Source organism: Lactobacillus paragasseri (genome assembly GCF_003584685.1).
Lineage (GTDB): Bacteria > Bacillota > Bacilli > Lactobacillales > Lactobacillaceae > Lactobacillus > Lactobacillus paragasseri.
Genome location: NZ_AP018549.1, coordinates 489,530 through 512,700, shown reverse-complemented (window position 1 = coordinate 512,700; position 23,171 = coordinate 489,530). Strand labels below are relative to the sequence as shown.

Here is a 23,171-nt window from a genome sequence, read left to right as displayed (position 1 = left end):
TCAATAGCTAAATTCTCCGTTATCATTATCTATTACTAATTTATAAGCATAATATTTTCTTCCTCTCAATTTTGTTTTCTATAATACAGTTGAAAGTTTAAGTTTTTAGAAAGGAAATTGAAACAAAGAAATATATTGCTAAAATTGGACCACTTAATGCCGAAAAAATAGCTTGCTCTCCTCACGGAACTGCTACTTTTACTGAAGATGAGTAACAAGATACCTTACATATTATGATTGAAATGTTCGACACTCCAGCAAACATCGAATACTGGCAACACTTCCATGGTTTCCCTGATGGTAAAGATGCTCATGTAGCAACAATGGACAATGACTTAAATGGAGATGGATTTGTTGATTTACCAGAAACTGAGCTAGTGTCAGGCACAACAATGGTTCCTTTCAATATAAATGTAGTAAAATATGGTCCACATGTTACTCTTCCAATTGCAGTTGGAAAAATAGAAAAAGCAAATAATTAATAATACAAAAAACGCATCTAAGTTAAGTGTATTTCTCTATCAAAGAGACTGTTCATTTCTTCATTAAAATTATGAGCTATAAAGATCACAGTGTATGGGCCATCTAATAACTTCTTTAAGATATCAAGCGTTGCTTTTTTATCTATAGCGCTAGTACCCTCATCAATCAAAATAAAATCGTCATCGTGAACGCAAGCCCGAGCTAACACAATTTTTTGTCGCTGACCTCCAGAAATATTTAATTTTTGCAAATTTAATTCTGTCTTTAGACCTAGCGGCATTTTTCTAATATCAGATTCAAAAGAAACGTCTTTAACATAATCTAGCACTTTATTTTTCAATTTTGAATTAAACATCGTAATATTATTTTCGATACTATCAGGAAATAAAACCGGATCTTGTGGGATATATCCTATCTTAGCCTTATCGACGTTAATATCATCACCATATTTATTTTTAAAATTGATCATACCGGTATGAAGTTTAATCTTACCAAGAAGTACTTTAAATAAAGTAGTTTTTCCGGATCCTGAGTCACCAGTCAACAGAATTTTCTCACCAGTTTTTATATTTAAATCAGGAAATTTTATTATTTTACCGTTAGGAAATTTTACTGACACATTTTTTGTAATTAAACTAGCTGGAGATTGTAAGTCGCCCGTATGCTCAACTACAGCTGTGTCCGCATTAACTTCACTGCTTAAACGGTCTACTGAGTGAATCTGTCCTAATTCAGTTGCAAGCATCTTAACTGATACATTGATATAAGAGCTAAAGCTTTCAACAGTTACTATTACACCAAATATAACGATATGGTTTGTAACTAATATAGCCGTAACGGCTAATAAAGCAAATTGTAACAAGGCGGAAGTAGCCTTATTCAATACAGCTAAGCCTTGCATAGTACCTGTTCTTGCTATATTTGCACTTTCTAATGTATCAGATGCATGATCCATAATTTTAGACAACTGTGAACCCACTGAAAACTTTTTGAGCTCTGATAGACCATCTAACCATTTTTCAGCTGTATCTAAATATTGCTTATTTGCTTGAGATAACTTTAGAGCAGCTGCTTGCATGGCGGGACGAAGAAGTTTAGGCAAGTAAAAACTAAGCGTTCCTAATATCAAAACGACAATTAATAGGCTCCAATGAAACAGCAGCAAGCCAATTGATGCAAAGATAATTTGCGCTAAATAGTATGGAATATCCGTATATACTGCAAGCTTTGAATCTTTTATTAAGTTCAGGTCGTTAGTTAATCGATTCTGAACTTGGGCAGTACTATGCGTTTTATTATCATAAAAATAATGATTTACTATTTTAAATCTTATTTGATGATTGTATTGCTGAATTTGTTTTTCAATCCAATACTGACAAACATTAAGGCCAGCATAGCTTATAATGAACAAAATCAAAGATAGAGTAATCAAGAAAATAAATTGTTGCCATTTTCGGTTCTTAATGGCTGTTATTTGATATGTATTAATATAGCTGACCCCAATTATTAAACCAGAAGTTAGGAATTCTAGAATTAATAGCGATATCATTCTTATTCTATTAACAGCATACAGATCTTTAAAAGACACTTATAGTCACCTCTTATTATTTACAAGGCTAATCTTTCTACTAAATAGTTTTTCAATGGCTGGAGTTAAATTATGAGCTACTACAATAACTGTTTTATTCGATGATACTAAGTTTTTTAGAATTCGATAGCTACTTTTTGAATCTATCACACTGGTTGCCTCATCAGCTAAAATAATAGAAAAATTATGTATCTCATTACGAGCTAAAATAATTTTCTGTTTTTGACCTCCAGAAAAATTATTCGTATCTAAATCAATTCCCGTTTCAAGTCCATTTGGCATACTAGCTATATCTTTACTTAAATCATTATTTTCAACTGCTTTTTTAACCAGTTTTTTCAATTTATTATCGAACATAATAATATTGTTGATAATAGAAGTAGGAAAAAGCTTCCCATCTTGAGGAATATATCCTATCTCAGCATAATCAGGACTAACTTCTTTACCATATTTATTTTCAAAAACAACTTGTCCATTAGTTGGTTGTAATTTATTAAGAATTAGCTTAAATAGCGTAGACTTACCAGTACCACTGTCGCCACTAAGCAACACTTTTTCTCCTCTTTCAATATGAATATCTGGGAAATAGATCGTTTCTCCATTTTTAAATGAAATACTTAAATTATGCGTACTAATTGAGTATATTTCATCAGTATTAGTTTCTTTATGAGAAGAGGCTAACTTCTGGGATTCAATAATTTGTTTGTTAAGACCTTGAACTGACTGAATTCTTGTTAGCGATGTAGTAATTGTCAATAAACAATTTAAAATCATAGAGGAGAAGTTACCTGCTGCTATTATTACTCCAAAAGTTACTTGATGATTAAAAAACAAAATTGCGGCTAACAAAGTAATCGCAATTTGAGAAAAAGAATTAGCACATCCATTAAGGAAATCAGCAACAGAAATTACCTTTTTTCTTTTTACGAAACTTGTTTCTAGATTCTGACTAACTTTTTGCATGACTAAGTCTAATTTATTAAAAGCAGTATACTTTCTTAATTCTTCTAGACCATTAAACCATTCTTCAATAGCTAACAAGTATTTACTATTTCTATTAACTACTTTTTGCGTTGCATTAGAAGCTTTCTGTCTTGTAAAGCGAGGAATATAAAGCGTAATAACTGATAGAATTATTGCTAACAATGTCAGCATCCAATTCATTAGAAGAAGGCTGCTAATTGACGTAACCAATAAAAAACCTGATTGGATAATACTCAAAGACTGATCGGCATAATTTTTAGTCAGCACTTGTAAATTGCTATTTAATTCATTTTCCATTTCAGCTACTTTAGGCGCCTTGTCATGATAGTATTTGCTTATTAATTTATGCCTAATACTGTGAATATATTTTTGCGTTTGCTTACAAAAAAGATATGTAGCTAACGAACTCAAAATATAAGAAACGAATGAAAGAAAGACACTACTGGCAATAATTAGCAAAAAACCTAGAAGAATATTTTTAACTAGTTGATTATAAGCGAATTGTATAATATACGAACTTGTTGCAGATCCTGCTGCAAACAAAATCTCTAAAACAATTATTACAATGAATAAGAGCAAATTAGTTTTAATTAATTTTTGAAAACTCATTTTTAATCATCTAGATCCTATAATTATTTTTAATAGCGTCCGCTTTTTCTAAGGGAACTGATAAATATACATATCTGTTAGTTGGAGATAACCATTTAAAAATTACCACAATAATATTATTTTTTTATTAAAATGTCAATATTTCTTTAATTTATTAGTGCCAGCACTAAGTAGTGTTTAGACTACAGCGATTTGATACTACAAAAAAAGCTGATAGACAATTCCAACTTTAGGATTCGTCTACCAGCTTTTTTCTTATTTACTATTTTCATTAAAAATAAAATTCAATCCAATCGCAATTACAAGCAAAGCAGTGGCACACCACATAATTTCTTGCAATCCTAAATGAAAAATATTTCTCATTGTCGGTAATAAATTCTGTGGCAAGCTTTTAGCAGATGAAGCATCGCTTAACTTATTAAGCATTCCCATCGTTATACCTGAATTTTCAGCAACTCCCTTGGCCAATTGTACATTCATAATCACACCATAAACAGCAGCCATGACAGTTTGAGCCAGAATTCTAATTAAATATGAAAGTGATGTTGCAGGCGCCATGTTTTTCTCACTAGCATCAACTTGAACTTTAATTTGAAGCAATACAAAAATAAACCCCACCCCAAAGCCAGAAAAAGTTCCAATAATTGCCAACCACCAAATATTAGTACTTTGCGATGCCAGTGCTAGTCCTAAGGACGAAATCAAAATACAAATTAATCCCATCGAAAGTAGTGTTCGATTATTAAAACGCGCCTTTAAGGGATTAACCACTAAAGTTCCTACCACATCAACTAAGGAATTCGGAATTAAGGTCATTCCACCAATTAACGCAGTTGTGCCAAGCAAACCTTGCGCCCACATCGGTAAATATGTATTAATTGCTAAAAATGCACCCCAGCTAAAAATGAAGAGTAAAAAATCACCGACTAAAGCTCGATTTTTAAACATACTAATCGGTACTACAGGATTGGGGTGCCCTCCTTCATGCATAAAGAATAAAACTAATAACACTAAACCAGCAATAATTAAACTTGCTACACTCCATGGCTTAGTTAGACCAAGCAACTGAATCCCTAATAAAAGCAAAGTTAATCCAACAATGATTAAAAAAGAACCCAGTATATCAAACTTAGGCGTTTTTCTGATCTTGCCTTCGTGATAATACATTAACGATAATAAAATTGCTAAAAGACCAATTGGAATATTAATATAAAAGACCCAGTGCCAGGAAAGAGAATCTACTAAATAGCCACCAACTAGTGGACCCACAATCGCTGCAACGCTAAAAGCAGCACCTAAATAACCTAAAATCTTGGTTCTTGCCTTAATATTATCAAAAATAAACCCAGCCATAATATAAGGCAGCGATCCCATTCCTCCAGCACCGATCCCCATTAAAGCACGTGCCAAAAGGAAGAAATACATATTATCAGCCAATCCTTGAAATAGAGAGCCTAAAACAAAAAAGAGCAACGACAATTCAAAGGTGGCTTTATTACCAATTTCTTCACCGACTTTGGTCCAAATTGGGGTTGAAACTGACATCCCTAAGAGCATAATTGCAATAATCCAGCCCATAAATTGGATTCCATGTAAGTCCGCAATAATGGCGGGAATCGCGGTATTAATAATCGTACTATCTAATCCTGCCATTACATTTGCTAAAACCATGGCAAACGTCACCATCGTTACTTGCTTTTTTGTCATGTCTACACCTACTTTTCTAAAAAATAAAAAGCCCCAATTATTTCGCAATAATCAAGGCTAATAATCTATCTAAAATATACTTGCTCACTTACTTAAAAACAAGAACTATTTTGAATAATTTTTAATTTTTTTATTTGGCTGTTTGAAGTTGAAATAGAAATTAAAAACAGTAGCAATCAACAATAGAATAAAAGAAACTGCCATTATTTCGTGGATACCACTATGAAAAATTTCACGCATCTCTGGCAAAAGGTGTTGTGGTAATAATTTAGCAGATTTTGCATCACTCAATTCATTCATCATCTTCATCGTAATATTGCTATGTGAATTAATTCCGCTAGCTAAAGCCAAATTCATAATCACACCATATACTGCTGCCATTACTGTTTGCGCTAAGATTCTAATTAAGTAAGATGTCGAAGTGGCAGTCGCCATATCTTTCATTCCAGCATCAATCTGAACTTTTACTTGAAGTGCCACGAAGATAAAACCAACTCCAATTCCAGAAAAAGCACCGACTACAATTAATACCCATAGCGGTGTATGATTATTTGCTAAAAATAGTCCACCAGAAGAGATCATCATTGTGACAATTCCAATCATTACTAAGGTAAAAGTTCTAATTTTTTCTTGAATTGTAGCAACAGTTTGCGAAGCAATAATTTCAACAACTGAATTAGGAATTAAAGTCATTCCACCCATTAACGCCGACATCCCTAAAAGTGCCTGTGCCCACATTGGTAAATAAGTGTTAACGGCAATGAAGGCACCCCAGGTAGTTGCAAATAGAATTAGATCACCATTTAAATCTCTGTTTCTAAAGATCGATAATGGAATAATTGGATTTTCAGCCTTTGCTTCGTGTAAGAAGAAGAAAATTAAAAGAACTAAGCTCAATAATATTAATCCGACTACAATCCAAGTTGCAGTTAAACCTAAGAGTTGAATCCCCATCAGAAACATAATCAAACCACTAACTAATAAAAATGCTCCTCTTAAGTCAAAGACTGGTGCAGATTTTGGTGTCACCGGTTTGTAGTAAACTAGGGCGATTAGTAAAGCAACTAATCCGATTGGAATATTAATATAGAAAACCCAGTGCCAAGATAGGGCATCAATTAGCCAGCCACCCACTAAAGGTCCCAGAATTGCTGCACCATTAAAACTTGCAGTCAAGTAACCTAAAATTTGTGTTCTCTTTTTAATATTTGGAAAAACATAGCCAGCGATAATATAAGGTAGTGATCCCATACCACCGCCACCAATGCCCATGATCATTCTTGCCACTAAGAAAAAGTAGATGTTTGGTGCTAACCCTTCTAAAGTTGACCCTAAAACAAACAGACCTAATGCAATTTCAAAAGCTAATTTATTAGTGATTTTTTCACCAATTTTGGTCCAAATTGGTATTGAAACAGACATTCCTAAAAGATAGATTGCTACAATCCAACCCATAAATTGAATTCCGTGTAAAGCCGATACAATTGCTGGAATTGCAGTATTAGTGATCGTTCCATCTAGTCCAGCCATTACGTTTCCCAGCATCAAGGCCACTGTTACCATCCTGATCTGTTTCTTGTTCATTAAAGCACTTCCTCAACAATAAAAAGAGCCCTTATTACATCAAGTAATTAGAGCTAAAACATTTATCTTTATATTATGCAAACTTTTTGCTCAAAAATGCAAGAATCTTAAAAAATATCTAGGATTTTTCTAGAACTTTAGGTATAATCAGTAGCTGTGTTTATTTTTCACTTATTTTTTCAAGAGAGGAAAAAGTATCTATGGAACATAGTTGGATGCTCAAGTATTTTGCCGAATTTTTCGGTACTTTAATTTTAGTATTATTTGGTAATGGTTCAGTTGCCAACTCTTTCTTAAAAGGAACAACTGGTAATGCACCTGACGGTAAGGCTAATGGTGGTTGGATTTTGGTTGCCTTCAGTTTTGGCTTTGGTGTTATGCTTCCTGCCATGCTATTTGGTTCAATTTCTGGTAACCATATTAATCCGGCCGTTACTGTTGCTCAAGCAGCTGCTGGTAACTTTCCATGGTCACAAGTCGCTCCTTATATAATTTGCCAATTACTAGGTGCAATTTGTGGTCAGCTTCTTGTTCTAGCAATGTATTGGCCACACTTTAAAGAATCTACTGATCCTGACATTGTATTTTCTTGTTTTGCTACTAGCGATTGTACTAACAGCAAATGGAACGGTTTTATTTCAGAAGTTGTTGGTACTGCAGTTTTAATGTTTGTTGCAATCGGACTTTACAAGGGTATGTTTTTCAAACAGGCTGTTGATATTGCTAATATCGGTGTAGGATTCTTAATCACTGCATTAGTTATGGCTCTTGGTGGTCCAACTGGTCCAGCTCTTAACCCAGCACGTGATTTTGGTCCAAGACTTGTTTACTCATTATTACCTATCCCTAATAAAAAGGGTGGCGCACACTGGAGTTATGGCTGGATTCCTGTTATCGCTCCTACTCTTGGTGCAATTATCGGAATTTTTCTTTACAAAATTCCTTTTGGAAATTAATTAAGTATGTAAAAAAGCAGATCAGTTGATCTGCTTTTTTTAATGTTCAAACACCTTATTAGCTCTTCTATTAAATACATAAATAGAAAATAAAGAAACAATCATTGCTGTACCAAAGATTAATAAAATTAACCCCCATGGAGATGCCTGTGCTTCCATCGTTCCAATATTGGGCTGTAAATCTAATAAAAAGTGCATCACAATACACAACCAAATTCGATTAGTAAAAATATGAATATATGAAAATATTAATCCAATAGCAGTTGCGTAAAATACTTGTTGCATAGTAGCATTAATAGCTGCTCCATGCGTTAAATTAATCAAATGAAATAATCCGAATAAGATTGACGAAGCTAAAGAAGCCCAAACTAAAACATATTTTTTATTTTCAAAAATTTTAGCAAACAAATTAAATAGTAAAACTCGGCATAAAACTTCTTCGCCAATTCCTGCAGCCAAAGCAACGCAAATGGATCCCCACATCATTTCAGGCATTGAATTTAAAACTTCCGCCCAACTTACCACACTACCCAATAGAGCATAGAGTAAGATCACCAGAGTACAAAAAATAATTGTGATGATCTTTACTTTTCCTTCTTTAGGCAATTTAATAAAAACTTTGTCTGTCTTATAGAACTTTTTAAACGTTATTGCCAAAACGCAGACAATGATTAAATACAAGATTTGCATCCAAATCGATTGAGACTGAAATTCTAATCTCCCAGCTAGGGAATAAACCACTAGATAAATTATAGACGCAATTAGCATCCATTTAATTGATGCGTTTGTTTTACTGATTGCTAAATAACTATCTTTTTTCATTATCTTTCCTCACCCTTTAGCTTATAAGCCTATCAACGTAGCTAAACAAATCACTAAAGGAATAGTAATAATCGCTCCTAAAGTCGATAAACACATTAATTTCGTTGGAAATTTCACATCAAAATTACTAAGTAAACTAAAGAGAACTACAACACCTGCAACTGGACAAGTAGCCATAATTAACGTAGTCATTTTGGCAATTGCCGGTAATGGTAAGGCATATAAGATCCCTAAAATGACTATTGGAAAAAATAGGTTTCTAACAAACACTCCGCTCCAAGCTAGCTTATCTTGCCAATCTGCTTTTAAATTAATGGAACCAAGATTTGTACCGATTACGATCATACTTAAGGGAGTATTTAAATTAGCAATATAATTCATTGGATCTGAAACTACATCAGGTAATTTAACTTGCGTTATAAATAAAATCATCCCAATAACCGCCGCAATAATATTAGGGTTAATCACGGCTTGCCGAAAACTTTCTCTAAATGACTGTTTTTTCTGTGTGAACATTCTAATTCCATGTGTCCACATGAAAATGTTATAAGCAATTAAATAAGGAACTGCAAAAAAGACTCCTTTAGTTCCTAGAATTGCCTGTACTAATGGAACTCCCATGAAGCCTGCATTGGTATAGGTGCCTGCATATCGCAATACTGTTCTTTTCTGACGATCTTTGACTAAATTTTTACCAAAAATAAACTCACTAGTAATAATTTTAAATATAAATAAAGCAATTACTAGTAAAAACACTAGCCCAAATTGTAATAATCTAGCAGCCGAAAAGGACTGTCGAAATGAGTTAATAATCAAACAAGGAGATACTACATATAAAAGGACCTTACTTAGATCCTTAACCGTTTGTTCATGTAGAAACTTAACTTGATAACAAATCCAGCCGACAATCATCAAAATGAACATGATTACTACTTGTTTTGTCGGCAGTAATAAAGACATCAACGTCCTCCATTCTTAAAACTACAATTTTCTAAGTGATCATTAATTAATCCAACCGCTTGTAAGAAAGAGTACACAGTTACTGGTCCTACAAATTTAAAGCCAAGTTTTTTCATTTCTTTTGAAATTTGCGTAGATAAACCATCCGAAGCAGGAATATCTTCCATCTTTTGTGGATGATGCATTATTGGCTTAGGAATAAATTCAGTTAGAAAATTTTCAAAAGTCCGATTTTCTTTTTCTAGTTTAACCAATATTTTTGCATTATTAATTGCTGCATTTATCTTTAAACGATTGCGTACAATTCCTTTATCTTGCATCAATCGTTCAAAATCATCCTGATTGAATTCAGCCACTTTATGATAATCAAAATTTGCAAAGGCTTTTCTAAAATTTCTTCGTTTATTTAAAATTGTCTCCCATGATAATCCTGACTGAAAACTTTCTAAAACTAGCATTTCATATAAATAAGTTGAATCTAAATTAAGCTTTCCCCATTCTTGATCATGATACTTTTGATACAGAGAATTTTTACTGTTTCCCCAACTACAACGACTTAGTTTCAATTTTTACACCTCATTTTTATCAATTATAACAAAATAGACAGACTCAATAGTCTGTCCATTTTCTAAAATTTTTCAACCTGATATATTCGATTCATCAAAGTAGTCAAATCACTGTTTCGTTGGTGATAGGCAACGGTTAAGTAAAGACAATCACTTGTTACTTGTATTCCTTCAAATTCAGTACAAAAGTTTAGTGCATCTAATTTTAAACTGTTGTCTAAATTTACCACTGACCATTTACTTGGATCGGATATTCCCCAGGGAATTTTAACAATTTCACGTGGTTTGCCTTGTTTTGGAAATCCTAAAAAAGTTGTATGCGGGCTAGGCTGACTAGAAATGTAAATATTCTTATTATCATCAATTCCGTAGCCTTGAATTGAAATAATCTTTTGATCATTAAAATGCGGGACATTAAACGCGCCTAGACAATTCAGGTTTTGAATATTGACATCTTCAGCCTTTTCTTCTGCTTCATCTAGTTTTTTATTAACTTCATCAAGATTATAGACAGCAAAATGCCCTGTATGGTTGATGTCAATACTTGCAATCAAAAAATATTGTCTATTCGGTGAAACAGCTGCTTCTACCCTAACTAAATCCTTTCCGGGATAAGCCACACTTCCATCACCATAACCTGAGCCTGCTCGGTTAAGATAAGAAAGTCGTGGTAATTCAGTATTATTGGTAAAAGTTTGAGTTTGATATCCAGAAACTGCTACGCGCGCAATTTGAGTAGTCCAATAAGTATTGCCATGCCGCTTAGGCTTAGTACCTACAAACCACTTATTGTTTTCTCCGCTTTGTACCCAAGTTTGAGTATGTCCACCTGCTGTACCGGCTGAATTTGGTCCTTTCAAGTATAAAATTGGACGATCCTCATTAAAAGTCACAGTTTCACTATCATTTGGAGTTTGATAAACAATAACATCGCTCTGTTTATGAAGGAGCTGTAAAGCAAAAACGTTATTTCCATCGATTGCTGAAGCCTGAACAACAACGTGATGTATATTTTCTAATTTATTTACCAAACATAGCTGAGTTTCTTTTCCAATCATAATTTGGACAAATCCTTTCTTCATTTACCCTTCTCTCAATTTTATTATGAGCGATTTGAATCCAGACAACAAATAAAGTAAACTGCTAACATAAATCTGATTAGGATGTGAAGAAAGACAAATGTTTAAATTAAAAATATAATTTTCTCTATTAAATGTTTTATAAGTGTTAAAATTAAATAAATTTACTAAAAATTGAGGTACCACTTATGTCAGCAACAACAGAAAGCAATTACCAACTATTAGTAAAACAAGCTGAAGCTCTAGTAGACGGAGAAAGTGATTGGATTGCTAACACTGCAAATATTTCTGCACTCTTATTTAATTCACTTGATAATGTTAACTTCGCTGGTGTTTATCGCTATGAAAATAATGAATTAATCCTTGGTCCATTTCAGGGAAAACCAGCATGCGTTCATATTGCTGTTGGTAAAGGAGTTTGCGGAACAACTGCAAAAGAAAGGCAAACTCAAATTGTAAAAAATGTACATGAGTTTGCAGGACATATTGCTTGTGATAGTGATTCAAATTCTGAAATTGTTATTCCTATTTTTAAGAAAAATGGTGAATTATGGGGTGTGTTTGACTTTGATTCAACTAAAATTGCTAATTTTGATGAGTTAGATCAAAAATATTTGGAAGCAATTTCTAATGTCTTTAAATTTTAAATAGCATATTTCCTTAACACACAAAAAGACTCCCATAATGGAGTCTTTTTTCTCTTTATTAGATTTCTTTCAAAGCATCATCAATTGGTGTCTTACCACTACTCATTGGAATAACCTTGCCTATTGTATTCGGATATTTCAGAATTGCTGCTAATGTTTTGGCAACATCAGGGATTGGATTCGAATCTGTCGCTTCAACATTAAGTTGAATTTTACCTGTTCCAGTTTCTTCAATAAGACTGCCTGGTTGTAAAATAGTATATTCCAAATTTGTAGAATCCATCAAATAAGTATCTGCAAAGAACTTAGCTGCTAAATAATCCTCTAAGCTTGGAATCTTCTTCCATGAATTAATATCTAAACTAAGCATCGAACTAAGCATAATGTAGCGCTTAACGCCTGCCTTTTCAGCAGCCATCATTGTCTTAATTGCACCCATGGCATCTGTCTGAATAAGATCTTTACCACGTGAACCAGCAGTAAAGTAAATTGCGTCAAAACCTTTTACTTGCTTGGCAATATCATCAACATCAGCATGTAAATCTAATTTTTCTGCCGTAACACCATCAAGTTTAATAATATTTTCTGGATGGCGTGCAGCTGCTGTTATAGTATTGCCATCTGCTACTAAGTTTTTAATTAAGTCTGTAGCAACTCTTCCAGAACCACCAAAAATAAAAATCTTCGCCATAATCATTTTCCTCCTCGAAAAACTTACAGCTTTATATTAGCTTACTTTTTATTAGTAGCATAGAATTTACACTTTTTATTTAGTAATGAAATCAAGTAATTTAAACATTACTTTCTGGTTTTCTTTCGGTACCCCATGAGCAATAATTTCTTCACCAGTTTGATGTAAATCATTATTCTCTAACGGATAATCAACATCATTAATTGCAATTTCTCTCACATTATCTTCTTCTGGTTCAAAATGAAATTGTAAACCAATCACATTATCACCAAGTAAAAAGCCTTGATTCTTTACTAAATCACTTGAGAACAATAACTTAGCTCCTTCTGGAATTTCAAACATTTGCTGGTGCCAATGAAGAGCTGTTAATTTTTCCGGTAAGTTAGGAATTGTCTGATCCTTCAAGTAAACCGGTGCCCATCCAACTTCTTTATGGGGAGCATCTAAAATCTTAGCGCCCACAGTTTTTGCAATTTGTTGTCCACCAAGACATGCACCAAACATTGGTTTATGCGCATCAAGCATTGCTTTAATTAATTTTCTCTCTTGCTTAATCCAAATTAAATCATCATTAGGGCTCATTGGTCCGCCAAGAATTATTAATAAATCTGTTTCTTCCACAGTTGGCAGTTTACCAAAAGTTTCAGGATGATAAACATAGAAATCATAGTGATGTTGATCAGCCCAAGTTTTAATTGAACCAGGTCCTTCATTTGGAGTATGTTGTAAAACATTTACACGCATTACTTATCCCCCCTTATTTAGCATAAACCTCATGCTTTAAAATTCCCACATAAGGAAGGTTTCTGTACAACCCATTATAATCTAAGCCATAGCCAACTAAAAACTCGTCTGGTGCCTTAAAACCGTAATAATCAGCATGAAAATCTACTACACGTGTTTCTGGCTTATCAAGCATTGCAACAACTTCAACGCTCTTAGCTCCACGACCTTTCATGACTTCACTGAGTGCTTGTAAAGTCCGACCAGTATCAATAATATCTTCCATAAAAATTACTGGACGATCTTTTACATCTGACTTAATATCTTGCGTAATCTTTACTTCTCCAGTTGATTGCGTACCAGCATAACTAGAGGCCTTAATCGGATCAATAGTCAACTTAAAATTCAATCGCTTAATCATGTCACTAGCAAAAATCATGGCTCCATTTAAGACGGGCACGACAATCGGCTCTTCGTCCTTATACTTCACATTTAATTCCGCAGCCATTTCATCCATACGACTATCTAAGTCGCTTTGAGTATACAATATACGTTCGATATCGTTATTCATTCTGTAATTCCTCTTTACTTAAAATCGTCAATGATGAAATTTTAACATAAATAAAGAGATTTTTTTAGTCTTTTTACACTTATTTATTAATTATTTTTACTTAATATTGCAAAATTGTTCGTATTTATAAAGGGAATAAAATTATTTATAGTTTTTTAGATTTTCTCTTAAATATAAGTCACAAAAAATTCACAACTTCACTTTAAGATGGATATCAATCAAATAAAGAAAGGAATGGTTTAATGAAATTATTATTAATTCTAGGAGTTAGCGCTATGGCAGTACTTGCTGCAAATGCCGCTATTGTAAATAAACCAGTTCCAGTTCCTGTAAAGGTTCGTCGGAAATAAATCTATAATTCTATTCTTCATTTTCCTCTATTTTTAGTATTGAACGCAAAAACTCGTTGATTGATAGATCAACGAGTTTTTCTGTTACTATTTTCTAATAAACTTTTGATCCGTATCTGGCATCCCATTCTCATCAGAAATATAACGTTCAACACGCATATGTAGATCATACTTTTCACGTAAATCTGCTAATTCTTTCATCATTGGCGAAGCATGATGAGCATCTAAAGATTTTTGGTTCTTCCAGCTATCAATCAAAAGTATCGTTTCTGGGTCATTCATAGGAATGAAATAATCGTATTTTTCATTGCCTGGCTCTTGTCTAATACGATCAGCCACACCGCTACTTTCCATTTCTTCAGCAAACTTGCGGGCACTTCCATTTTTTCCAGTGTAATAAAGGTTAACTGTTAAAGACATCTAAATCCTTCTTTCTAAATTCTTTTCATAATTAAAATTGGGTAAGGATTACCCTGATCATCAAACTCAGATCTTTCTACTGCTTTAAATCCCATATGTTCATAAAAACCACGAGCTCCTGGATTTTGCTCATTAACGGCAAGCTCATTAATATCTAAATTATTGATGCCGTAAGATTAGCAGCAACAAAAAGCCTTTCTAACTTTTGATCATTGATTCCCATAAAGGCAACAGATTCATTTGCATCATTGTATGCAATTACTAAGTGCGCTACTCCTTTTAGAGCCTGAGGAACATATTTCTTAATATTGTTGATTTCTGGATCTGATAAAAAATTGTGCGTAGCTCTGACGCTACTTTCCCAAATTACTAATAATTTATTTTCTATTTCTTGATCTAGATCTTTAATTTTCAAAATTTTCATAGTAACAAATTCTTACTTTTTAAATATGTATTGCGTTAAAAGTATTTTACTATAACTTAGAAATTATTTTCTCAAAATCTTTACTAAACGCTGATTTTTGAATGTTCTTACTAATAAAGTAAACTATTGCTTTTTTATCAAAAATTGAAAATGCAATTCGAATCGAACCTATTGTACCAACATTAAGACGAAATTCATAAATATTTCTACCCTTTATTCTTTTTCTGGTCGCCAATTTAACCTTTGTCATCCCGCTAGCCACTTCTTTGTCAATTGTGTCTTCAACAAATTCTACAATGGTATCTTTTTGCTTATTATATTTTTTAAAGAAACTTTTACAACCCTTTTCGTAAAATTCGACACGCATTATCTTTTATCTCACCTAAACAAAAAAGACCCCAGAAAAACTGAGGTCTTTTTTAATAGAATTAGTTGATTATTCTTCGTTTAATGAAGCTTCGTCAAACTTAACTGATGATTCCTTTGAGTCGATTGGTGCAGTACCCATCCATGAAATCATTTCCTTCATAGAATCAGTAATTGCGTCAGTACCAGCTCTCAAAAGCTTACGTGGGTCGTAACCCTTGTTGCCCTTGTCTAAGTCCATCTTGTCTTCGATGTACTTACGAGTTGCAGCTTGGAATGCTAATTGGAATTCAGTGTTAATGTTGATCTTAGCAATACCTAATTTAATTGCCTTTTCAATTTGGTCTTGAGGAATACCAGAACCACCGTGAAGAACAAGTGGTTCACCTGGTACAGCTTCTGCGATTTCCTTCAAACGATCGAAGTTCAAGCCTTTCCAGCCTTCTGGGTAAACACCGTGGATGTTACCAATACCACAAGCAAGCTTGTCAACACCAGCAGCAACGAAAGTCTTAGCGTCTTCAACAGATGCTAATTCACCGCCATCGGCACCTTGGTTTTCACCAATCTTACCGATTTCAGCTTCAACAGAGATACCTCTTTCGTGAGCTAACTTAACGATTTCCTTAGTCTTAGCTAAGTTTTCGTCAGTTGGTAAGTTGTGACCATCAAACATAACTGATGAGTAACCAAGTGCGATACATTCCTTAGCAGATTCATAGTCACCGTGGTCCAAGTTCAAAATAACTGGAACATCGATATCCATGTTGTCCATTTCGTTAAGAACTAAATCCTTAACAGTCTTGTAACCACCCATGTACTTAGCAGCACCAGTAGAAACTTGAATCAATAAAGGAGTTCTAGTTTCCTTAGCACCTCTTAAAAGTGCGCGAGTCCATTCAAGGTTGTTAGTGTTGTATGCACCTACAGCATAGTGGTTTTCACGAGCAGCTTTGAAAATGTCATTACCATTTACTAAATAAGCCATTAAAAAAATACCTCCTAAATTTTTAACACATCATTAGTTTAACCCATTAGTGCAAAAATTAACATACTTTAGCTCAAAAAAATTCAGTGAATATTTTTATTTTGATAAATATTACATTTCTTTAGGTGCATTTACGCCTAAAAGTCTCAAAGCTTCAGTTAAAACAATTGAAGTTGCTTGAACTAGTGCAAGACGAGCATTTAACTGATCGTCTTCATCTAAAATTCTCACATTTGCATAGTATTTATTAAATTTCTTACTTAAATCTAACGCATATTTGGCAATGATTGATGGTTCAAATTTTTCTGAAGCTTTTGCTACAATAGCTGGGAAATCAGCTAAAGCTTTCGCAACTGCAAATGACCAATCATCATTTAAGCTCAAATTATCCATTGAGATTTCTTTATTTGCCTTACGCAAGATACTTTGTGCTCTAGCATTAGTATATTGAACGTATGGACCAGTATCCCCTTCGAAACGAACAACTTCTTCTAAGTCAAAGTCAAAATTATCCATTCTATCATTCTTTAAGTCGTGGAATACTACTGCACCCACACCAACATCATGAGCTACCTGGTCTTTATTAGCTAAGTTAGGATTCTTTTCTTCGATTTGTTGTTCTGCTAAAGAAACCGCATCTTTCAATACTTTATCTAAGAAGACAACATTACCTTTTCTTGTTGATAACTTCTTACCGCCCTGCGTAATTAGACCAAATGGAATGTGGTGAATATTATCAGCCCAGTCATATCCCATTTTCTTCAAAACTTGCTTTAATTGCTTAAAGTGACCGCTTTGTTCACCACCAGCAACATAAAGAGACATAACAAAGTCATACTCTTTTTTACGATATAATGCAGCAGCTAAATCACGAGTCATATAAAGACTAGAGCCATCAGATTTTAAGATTAATGCTGGATTCTCATCTTCACCTAAGTTAACGACTTGAGCTCCGCGAGATTCTTCTAGTAATCCTTTTTCTCTTAATTCGTCAACTACTGGTTGCATCTTATCGTTAAAGAAAGCTTCACCGTTGTATGAATCAAAAGTTACACCTAATTCTTTATAAATACGGTTAAATTCTTGCAAGGAAACTTCGCGGAACCATTTCCACAATTTAATCTCTTCTTCGTCACCATTTTCAAGTTTCTTAAATGCAGCCCGTCCTTCATCATCTAATTTAGGATCTTTTTCAGCTTCTTCATGGAATTTAACGTAATAATGGAAAAGATTAGTAATTGGATCTTTCTTAACATCTTCTTCATTGCCCCATAAACGATACGCTGTAATCAACTTACCAAATTGTGTACCATAGTCGCCAAGGTAATTAATCTTAATTGGAGTGTAACCAACTTTTTCCAAAGTTTTAGCAATTGAATTACCAATAACAGTAGAACGTAAATGCCCCATTGACATTGGCTTAGCAATGTTAGGAGAAGACATATCAATTGGTACATTACCTTCGCCTAATTGTTGATCACCAAAATGGTCTTTTTCTGTCAAAACATCATTTAAAGTTGCATTAACAAGTTTAGCATGATCAATCGCAAAGTTAACATATGGTCCAACTGCCTGAATACTAGTGAAATTATCGTCACTAATTTTCTCTGCAATGTCTTTTGCAATCAAAGCTGGATTCTTGTGTTCAATCTTAGCCAAAGCAAATGCTGGAAAAGCATAATCTCCCATCTTAGCATTCTTCGGTCTTTCAATTAACATTGCAATTTTTTCTTTAGGCAAATCTACCTGTTCACTAACTAAATCTACGACTTTTTGTTTAAAATCCACTGATAACACCTCTTGCATAAAAAAAGTCTCTTCCTAGCTAATCTAGAAAGAGACGAGAAAGTTTCCCGCGGTACCACTCTACTTGATACAAAGTATCCGCTTATTAATTGATTTTAAAATTGTAGTTAAACACGCCTTCATATCACTCTATTGCCTAACTTCCACCAACCATAGACTCGCTGAAAATAGATTAATATTACTACTTTTAACTCTTTATCATGAAGATTATATCAGCAATCTTAGCCAAAGTGCAATATTAAAACGAATTCATAGCTAAATTTTAATTAAAAGAATAATTAAGTAACTTTTTGGTTTCTGAAAAGCGTTCGTTATCATTTTGAGCACCCAAAATCACTGTAATTACTCTCTTATTATTTTTATTCATTGTACAAGTAAAGCAAGCGCCTGCTCCATCAGTTGTTCCTGTTTTTAACCCATCGACAGGATAATTAGGATCGTAGTCTGAAAGTCCACTTAGCATTTTATTACTATTAGTCATTAATGTATTTCTAAAATCGGACTTTGCTACTTTAGTCGTACTTAAAACTTCAGGATAATCTGTAACTAATTTTCTCGCAATAATTGCCATATCATTAGCACTCATTTTATTTTCAATTGTCGTTGTCATCCCTAAGAAGTTTTTATTTTTCTCCGGTAACCCATCAACTGTTACCAATTTAACATTATAAAGTTTCCATTTATTGGCTTGCTGTCGCATTTGATTTAAAAAATTAGTCTCACTTCCGCTAACTGCAATCGCCAGCATACGAGCTGCATTATTAGCTGACTTTATCAATGCCGCATCATAAAGTTCTCTAACAGTGTATTTTTGACCTAAACTAAGTGGCACACCTGCATAATCAGGATTAGAACTTAAATTAATGATTTCTTGAGTAGGACTAACAGTTGTATCCCAAGAAATTTTCTTCTCTTTAATTGCTTTTAAGGTTAAGTAAGCAGTTAACAACTTAGTCATTGAAGCAATTGGCAAACTTTGATTGGCATTTTTGGCATAAATGACGTTTTCATTTTTGGCATCAATTGCTACGGCAGCTTTAACATTTAAGTTCACTTGATCGGCATGATAATTAGACGGCATCCCATTTGGACCATGATCATTTTTCCACAGAAAAAAGCAAATAATAATTATTGCTATACCTATTATCCACAGAAATTTTTTTCTAGATTTCTTTTTTGCATGCCTCATTTCGTCACCTAATTTCTTTCGCTGCACATATTTAGTCTACTCATCCTTTACTACAACCTTAGTGCCAACAGGTAATTTTTCATATAGCCATTTAGAATCAGGAATACTCAAGCGAATGCAACCATGCGAGGCTTGGGTTTTACCAAGTTTCTTTGCTTCATTTTTCATGATTTTATTATTACCATCTGTTGGGACCGAATGAAAGAGATAAGTTCCATGGCCGTGCCAGCTAATGTAAGTACGTGCGCCAACCTGGAGACTCTGGTTAAAAAATGTTGCTCCCCTTTCAGCTTCGACAGCATAAGTTCCAGTTGGCGTTGCAGATTTACCATTATGATACACCCCGCAAGATGCAAGCATTGTGTAAACTGGCTTGTTACCATCCATAATATAAACACGATTTCCCTTAATTGAAACTCTTATACACAAATTATTTAGTCTTACCAGATCAGGATGTGCCTTACTTTCACTTTTAACTTTCCAGCTACCAGCTGGCTGTAAATCTTTAGGATCCGGATATGGTAAATTAGAATCTTTATGTGTAACTTTTTTTACTTTTTGGGCTACTTTTTTTGTTACTTTACTGTTTACTATTTTATTTGGACTTGCCAGCGATACATTACGATGAGGAAATAAAATAATTGCAAATACTAAAATAGTTAGTATTGTTCCAATAATTAAAACAGAGTTTTGATATTTACTTATCTTTTTCATTTTATTCACTTCTCATATTTTCTCATCATTGCAGGAATAAGGGCTGACAGTTGTGTCGGTCGAACAATATAGTGTTTCTTCGCAATTTCATCAGCAGTTATTGAATGAATGCCCACAGCACCTGCGACAGTCTTTAAATTAGGTGTATATTGACCGCAGAAACCACCAATGATTCCAGCTAACGTGTCTCCCATTCCGCCAATCGCCATTCCTGGATTGCCAAAAGGATTCTGATAAATATTTCCTGCTTGATCATAAACTTTAGTATGATTAGATTTTAATACTAAAATAGCATTTTTCCTGGGGACTAATTCATTTAAAAAAGCTTGATTCGATTGATCATTTTGGTCAGCAATTTTTATTTTGCTCAATCTTTGCCACTCCATCTGGTGAGGTGTAAAAATTACTAATTTTGAGTTTACTGGCAATAAATCTTTTTGCTGGCTAATTAAATCAAGTGCACTTGCATCTAAAATCAATACTTGCTTTAAGCTAATGCTATCTCTAATAAGAGCCAAAATATCTCGTGCCTGGTCATCTAAACCAAGTCCCATCCCACAAACTACTACATTAGAGCCCACAATTAGATTTTTTAATTCATCTCTTTTATCCCAATCAAGAGCCATAATTTCAGGATCTCTGGTATGTAGGGCACTAATATTTACTGAATCTGTCGCCACCGTAGTCAAACCAGCACCACTGTTTAGTGCTCCTTCAGCTGACATAATGAGAGCACCACCATATTTTTTATTACCACCAATTAATAGTACTCGCCCATAATTACCCTTATGTGTGGCACTTTCACGCTTTTTAATTACCTCAGACATTAGTTCTTTTGAAATACTTTTCATTTTTATCTTATCCAAAAAAGCCCATCAAATCGATGAGCTTCAGCTTTATAATTTATCGTTATTTTCCTTTTCTGCAAGTTCAACAGCATATTTTGTCAATTTATCAGCTGCTGTTTCTCGTGCATCTGTTTGAACGCCTAAAGCATAATGCTCAAAATTGTCCTTTAACTCTTCAGAAATCGAATTTTCATATTTTCCTAGTTCGCTATCACTAAATGGCTTAAGGAAATCAGTTATATTATCAAACAAACGCTCCATTGCATAACGAAGTTTTTTATCATCAACATGCTTATTCGATGAAATTTGTTTTTTAATTCTTTCAAGGCTGTGAATAGTATGTGGGAGTAAGATATATTCATCTTTTCTTCTTTGCCAAACAATAACTGCGTCAGTTTCAATATCGTTTAAATTATTTTGCACTTCATCTAAACTACTATCTGCGCCAAAAGAATAACTTAATGAATTGTCATCTAAGTAAGCAGCATAATTATCATGCTTATCATCATTGCTACCATCATAGTTATCTAAAAAGTCACGAGCTGCGTTAATATCATGTTGCACTTCTCTCTTTTGAGCTACACTCAAATATTCGGGATCATAATCTTGATAAAGGTGAGTACCTTCTTCAAACTGAATTAGAAGCTGCTCGTCTTGTGCGTTTTTTAAGATCTTATCTATCTTTTTATATGTATCGGTTCCTAAGTAGAAATCTTTTTCATCAATATCAAAATTGAAATTGTTATAACAAGTATCACGCAATCCTAGCAAAGTCATATATGTATCTTTTTTCAATTTTGTCCACCTCTTTCAAACGTTATTTTACTCTTTTTCCTGATAAGCGGGAAATTTTAAATTTTTTATTACTATCGGCGTTGCTCATCTAAAATATTTTTAAAACTCATTAAATTATTTCTTCTCTGCTCACTGAGCGTTGTTGTACCTGAGTTAACATAAGCTTGAAATAATTTTCTAATTATTGGTTCCCATACCTCTTTTTTGACAGAACTATTTTTAATTAAACGAGTGGCTAGTTTATACGTTGTTTTAGGCGTTAATAGATTTCTAAAATAAATTTGATTAGTATCGCTAACAGTTAAATACAACATTTCAATGAAATCTCTTCGTTCAGCATCAGTAGTATTTTTTAGCCATTCAGCAATTGCCTTCCAGGAAATTTCAGAGGTACTATCTAATTGTTTTAAAGTCACAAACTTGCCATTTTTTACACGCCAATTAAACATGTCATGCTGAAGTATATTCACACCCGCAGCTGCTACAATTGTGCAGTAATCTTTTTCTCCAATAAGATCATCTTGAAGTATTCCAATTAAGGATCCTTGTGGGATGTATTTATGGATTTTTCCTTTTAATTTTAAAAATTTGTTTTTTAATCGATCTTGATTATGAAAGCCGGGACCATCAAAACAGTCTATTCTAACAATATTAGCTAAATCGACCTCTTTTAGGCCTAATGCAACGGCAAAAGCTAAATTACCATCTTTCGAATGACCTCCAATATAAAATTTCCCGGGAAATTTATTTCTTACTTTTCGATAATATGAACGGGCAAAATAGTGAGCTGGCACCCAATCTCTAAAAGACATATTAAAGTTTTCTTTCCATCCAATAGTCGTCGCTGTTGTTCCACGATAAGCAACATAATACTCGCCCGTAGCGACATAAAAAGTAACAGCATTAAACTGCATCTGTGTTTTTGCATCAACCTTACTAATGGCTTGATGCCAAGATACATTTTTAAAACGTGGATTTTTAATCATAATCTTGATTAATTTTTCGGTATTTTTTCCGCCAAGATTGCCTTGTGTTAAAGTCTTAATTTCGTCGTCTGAAACCAAATCGGTCAACTTAGTGATTTGAGGAAGAAGATCAAAATTGCAATATGCTAACTGTGAAAAAATCATGCTGTCTATCTCGTTTAAAGAAGCTTCACTAAAGCTTTTCCTTTCTTTCGCAGCATATACAAGCATATTATTCATCTTTTCTTCCTCACTTTCTCTAGAATATTATATAATGAAGTTCCTTGGCAGGGGCAAAAAAGGGAAACTTAGGTATAATCACTAAGTTTCCCTTTT

The 23,171-nt window shown here is 33.6% G+C and carries 22 protein-coding genes and 2 pseudogenes; 3 read left to right on the top strand and 21 right to left on the bottom strand.

All coding sequences use genetic code 11. The features are described from left to right. Positions 1-116: 116 nt before the first annotated feature. Positions 117-452: pseudogene (locus LpgJCM5343_RS02415) on the top strand (hypothetical protein); the annotation flags it as partial. A 47-nt stretch (positions 453-499) separates the two neighbouring features. Here the strand turns inward: LpgJCM5343_RS02415 and LpgJCM5343_RS02410 are convergent. From LpgJCM5343_RS02410 to LpgJCM5343_RS02395, 4 genes are all read right to left on the bottom strand, one after another. Beyond that, positions 500-2,071, bottom strand: a complete 1,572-nt coding sequence (locus LpgJCM5343_RS02410; protein ID WP_101890440.1) for an ATP-binding cassette domain-containing protein — start codon at positions 2,069-2,071, stop codon at positions 500-502. Between the two features lie 6 nt (positions 2,072-2,077). Then, entirely contained in the window at positions 2,078-3,664 is a 1,587-nt protein-coding gene (locus LpgJCM5343_RS02405) for an ATP-binding cassette domain-containing protein (RefSeq protein WP_101890439.1), read from the bottom strand. Between the two features lie 255 nt (positions 3,665-3,919). Then, entirely contained in the window at positions 3,920-5,371 is a 1,452-nt protein-coding gene (locus tag LpgJCM5343_RS02400; protein ID WP_101890438.1) for an MFS transporter, read from the bottom strand. Between the two features lie 105 nt (positions 5,372-5,476). Continuing rightward, entirely contained in the window at positions 5,477-6,955 is a 1,479-nt protein-coding gene (locus LpgJCM5343_RS02395) for an MFS transporter (protein ID WP_049161233.1), read from the bottom strand. Between the two features lie 200 nt (positions 6,956-7,155). On the opposite strand from LpgJCM5343_RS02395, the gene LpgJCM5343_RS02390 reads away from it, so the two are divergent. Beyond that, complete coding sequence (locus LpgJCM5343_RS02390) at positions 7,156-7,911, top strand: MIP/aquaporin family protein (protein WP_077959195.1); 756 nt, start codon at positions 7,156-7,158, stop codon at positions 7,909-7,911. Positions 7,912-7,950: 39 nt separating this feature from the next. Here LpgJCM5343_RS02390 and LpgJCM5343_RS02385 read toward each other — a convergent pair whose 3' ends face one another. From LpgJCM5343_RS02385 to LpgJCM5343_RS02370, 4 genes are all read right to left on the bottom strand, one after another. Next, entirely contained in the window at positions 7,951-8,733 is a 783-nt protein-coding gene (locus tag LpgJCM5343_RS02385) for a CPBP family intramembrane glutamic endopeptidase (protein ID WP_077959196.1), read from the bottom strand. Positions 8,734-8,754: 21 nt separating this feature from the next. Then, entirely contained in the window at positions 8,755-9,693 is a 939-nt protein-coding gene (locus LpgJCM5343_RS02380) for an AEC family transporter (RefSeq protein WP_101890437.1), read from the bottom strand. Then, on the bottom strand, positions 9,693-10,259 hold the full coding sequence (locus tag LpgJCM5343_RS02375; RefSeq protein WP_077959198.1) for a DNA-3-methyladenine glycosylase I: 567 nt from the start codon (positions 10,257-10,259) through the stop codon (positions 9,693-9,695). Before LpgJCM5343_RS02375 ends, LpgJCM5343_RS02380 begins: the two co-directional genes overlap by 1 nt. Positions 10,260-10,321: 62 nt before the next feature. Further along, positions 10,322-11,317: a class III bacteriocin gene (locus LpgJCM5343_RS02370; protein ID WP_101890869.1), complete on the bottom strand. Its 996-nt coding sequence runs from the start codon at positions 11,315-11,317 to the stop codon at positions 10,322-10,324. Positions 11,318-11,526: 209 nt separating this feature from the next. On the opposite strand from LpgJCM5343_RS02370, the gene LpgJCM5343_RS02365 reads away from it, so the two are divergent. Beyond that, positions 11,527-11,985 (top strand): GAF domain-containing protein, encoded by a 459-nt coding sequence (locus LpgJCM5343_RS02365; RefSeq protein WP_077959200.1) that lies wholly within the window; start codon positions 11,527-11,529, stop codon positions 11,983-11,985. A 58-nt stretch (positions 11,986-12,043) separates the two neighbouring features. On the opposite strand, the gene LpgJCM5343_RS02360 is transcribed toward LpgJCM5343_RS02365, so the two are convergent. The 13 genes and pseudogenes from LpgJCM5343_RS02360 to LpgJCM5343_RS02300 all read right to left on the bottom strand — a co-directional run bounded on the left by LpgJCM5343_RS02360 (position 12,044) and on the right by LpgJCM5343_RS02300 (position 23,075). Continuing rightward, positions 12,044-12,676, bottom strand: a complete 633-nt coding sequence (locus LpgJCM5343_RS02360) for an NAD(P)H-binding protein (RefSeq protein WP_077959201.1) — start codon at positions 12,674-12,676, stop codon at positions 12,044-12,046. Positions 12,677-12,751: 75 nt separating this feature from the next. After that, positions 12,752-13,420 (bottom strand): type 1 glutamine amidotransferase, encoded by a 669-nt coding sequence (locus LpgJCM5343_RS02355; protein ID WP_077959202.1) that lies wholly within the window; start codon positions 13,418-13,420, stop codon positions 12,752-12,754. 13 nt (positions 13,421-13,433) lie between these two features. Continuing rightward, complete coding sequence (gene hpt / locus LpgJCM5343_RS02350) at positions 13,434-13,970, bottom strand: hypoxanthine phosphoribosyltransferase (RefSeq protein ID WP_003649311.1); 537 nt, start codon at positions 13,968-13,970, stop codon at positions 13,434-13,436. 437 nt (positions 13,971-14,407) lie between these two features. Continuing rightward, entirely contained in the window at positions 14,408-14,740 is a 333-nt protein-coding gene (locus tag LpgJCM5343_RS02345) for a putative quinol monooxygenase (protein ID WP_020807852.1), read from the bottom strand. Between the two features lie 14 nt (positions 14,741-14,754). Further along, positions 14,755-15,164: pseudogene (locus tag LpgJCM5343_RS02340) on the bottom strand (GNAT family protein). A 49-nt stretch (positions 15,165-15,213) separates the two neighbouring features. Beyond that, entirely contained in the window at positions 15,214-15,531 is a 318-nt protein-coding gene (locus tag LpgJCM5343_RS02335; protein WP_077959205.1) for a hypothetical protein, read from the bottom strand. Between the two features lie 69 nt (positions 15,532-15,600). Continuing rightward, positions 15,601-16,518, bottom strand: coding sequence for a class II fructose-bisphosphate aldolase (locus tag LpgJCM5343_RS02330; RefSeq protein WP_003647684.1), 918 nt, complete (start codon positions 16,516-16,518; stop codon positions 15,601-15,603). Between the two features lie 111 nt (positions 16,519-16,629). Beyond that, a complete protein-coding gene (gene argS / locus LpgJCM5343_RS02325; RefSeq protein ID WP_020807855.1) occupies positions 16,630-18,306 on the bottom strand; it encodes an arginine--tRNA ligase in 1,677 nt (558 codons plus the stop codon). 280 nt (positions 18,307-18,586) lie between these two features. Then, entirely contained in the window at positions 18,587-19,513 is a 927-nt protein-coding gene (locus LpgJCM5343_RS02320) for a D-alanyl-D-alanine carboxypeptidase family protein (RefSeq protein WP_101890868.1), read from the bottom strand. 36 nt (positions 19,514-19,549) lie between these two features. Continuing rightward, positions 19,550-20,227: a L,D-transpeptidase gene (locus LpgJCM5343_RS02315; protein WP_113576190.1), complete on the bottom strand. Its 678-nt coding sequence runs from the start codon at positions 20,225-20,227 to the stop codon at positions 19,550-19,552. Positions 20,228-20,232: 5 nt separating this feature from the next. Beyond that, entirely contained in the window at positions 20,233-21,078 is an 846-nt protein-coding gene (locus tag LpgJCM5343_RS02310; RefSeq protein WP_003649318.1) for an NAD(P)H-hydrate dehydratase, read from the bottom strand. A 45-nt stretch (positions 21,079-21,123) separates the two neighbouring features. Continuing rightward, complete coding sequence (locus LpgJCM5343_RS02305; protein ID WP_077959206.1) at positions 21,124-21,870, bottom strand: hypothetical protein; 747 nt, start codon at positions 21,868-21,870, stop codon at positions 21,124-21,126. 71 nt (positions 21,871-21,941) lie between these two features. Then, complete coding sequence (locus LpgJCM5343_RS02300) at positions 21,942-23,075, bottom strand: Mbeg1-like protein (protein WP_101890436.1); 1,134 nt, start codon at positions 23,073-23,075, stop codon at positions 21,942-21,944. Between the last annotated feature and the right edge of the window lie 96 nt (positions 23,076-23,171).

Coding starts and splice junctions, on each gene's coding strand:
- LpgJCM5343_RS02355 (WP_077959202.1), bottom strand. CDS start 13,420: ATGCGTGTAAATGTTTTACAACATACTCCAAATGAAGGACCTGGTTCA.
- LpgJCM5343_RS02365 (WP_077959200.1), top strand. CDS start 11,527: ATGTCAGCAACAACAGAAAGCAATTACCAACTATTAGTAAAACAAGCT.
- LpgJCM5343_RS02405 (WP_101890439.1), bottom strand. CDS start 3,664: ATGAGTTTTCAAAAATTAATTAAAACTAATTTGCTCTTATTCATTGTA.
- LpgJCM5343_RS02395 (WP_049161233.1), bottom strand. CDS start 6,955: ATGAACAAGAAACAGATCAGGATGGTAACAGTGGCCTTGATGCTGGGA.
- LpgJCM5343_RS02400 (WP_101890438.1), bottom strand. CDS start 5,371: ATGACAAAAAAGCAAGTAACGATGGTGACGTTTGCCATGGTTTTAGCA.
- LpgJCM5343_RS02385 (WP_077959196.1), bottom strand. CDS start 8,733: ATGAAAAAAGATAGTTATTTAGCAATCAGTAAAACAAACGCATCAATT.
- LpgJCM5343_RS02315 (WP_113576190.1), bottom strand. CDS start 20,227: ATGAAAAAGATAAGTAAATATCAAAACTCTGTTTTAATTATTGGAACA.
- LpgJCM5343_RS02380 (WP_101890437.1), bottom strand. CDS start 9,693: ATGTCTTTATTACTGCCGACAAAACAAGTAGTAATCATGTTCATTTTG.
- LpgJCM5343_RS02345 (WP_020807852.1), bottom strand. CDS start 14,740: ATGTCTTTAACAGTTAACCTTTATTACACTGGAAAAAATGGAAGTGCC.
- hpt (WP_003649311.1), bottom strand. CDS start 13,970: ATGAATAACGATATCGAACGTATATTGTATACTCAAAGCGACTTAGAT.
- LpgJCM5343_RS02390 (WP_077959195.1), top strand. CDS start 7,156: ATGGAACATAGTTGGATGCTCAAGTATTTTGCCGAATTTTTCGGTACT.
- LpgJCM5343_RS02370 (WP_101890869.1), bottom strand. CDS start 11,317: ATGATTGGAAAAGAAACTCAGCTATGTTTGGTAAATAAATTAGAAAAT.
- LpgJCM5343_RS02330 (WP_003647684.1), bottom strand. CDS start 16,518: ATGGCTTATTTAGTAAATGGTAATGACATTTTCAAAGCTGCTCGTGAA.
- LpgJCM5343_RS02300 (WP_101890436.1), bottom strand. CDS start 23,075: ATGAATAATATGCTTGTATATGCTGCGAAAGAAAGGAAAAGCTTTAGT.
- LpgJCM5343_RS02320 (WP_101890868.1), bottom strand. CDS start 19,513: ATGAGGCATGCAAAAAAGAAATCTAGAAAAAAATTTCTGTGGATAATA.
- LpgJCM5343_RS02310 (WP_003649318.1), bottom strand. CDS start 21,078: ATGAAAAGTATTTCAAAAGAACTAATGTCTGAGGTAATTAAAAAGCGT.
- LpgJCM5343_RS02360 (WP_077959201.1), bottom strand. CDS start 12,676: ATGGCGAAGATTTTTATTTTTGGTGGTTCTGGAAGAGTTGCTACAGAC.
- LpgJCM5343_RS02335 (WP_077959205.1), bottom strand. CDS start 15,531: ATGCGTGTCGAATTTTACGAAAAGGGTTGTAAAAGTTTCTTTAAAAAA.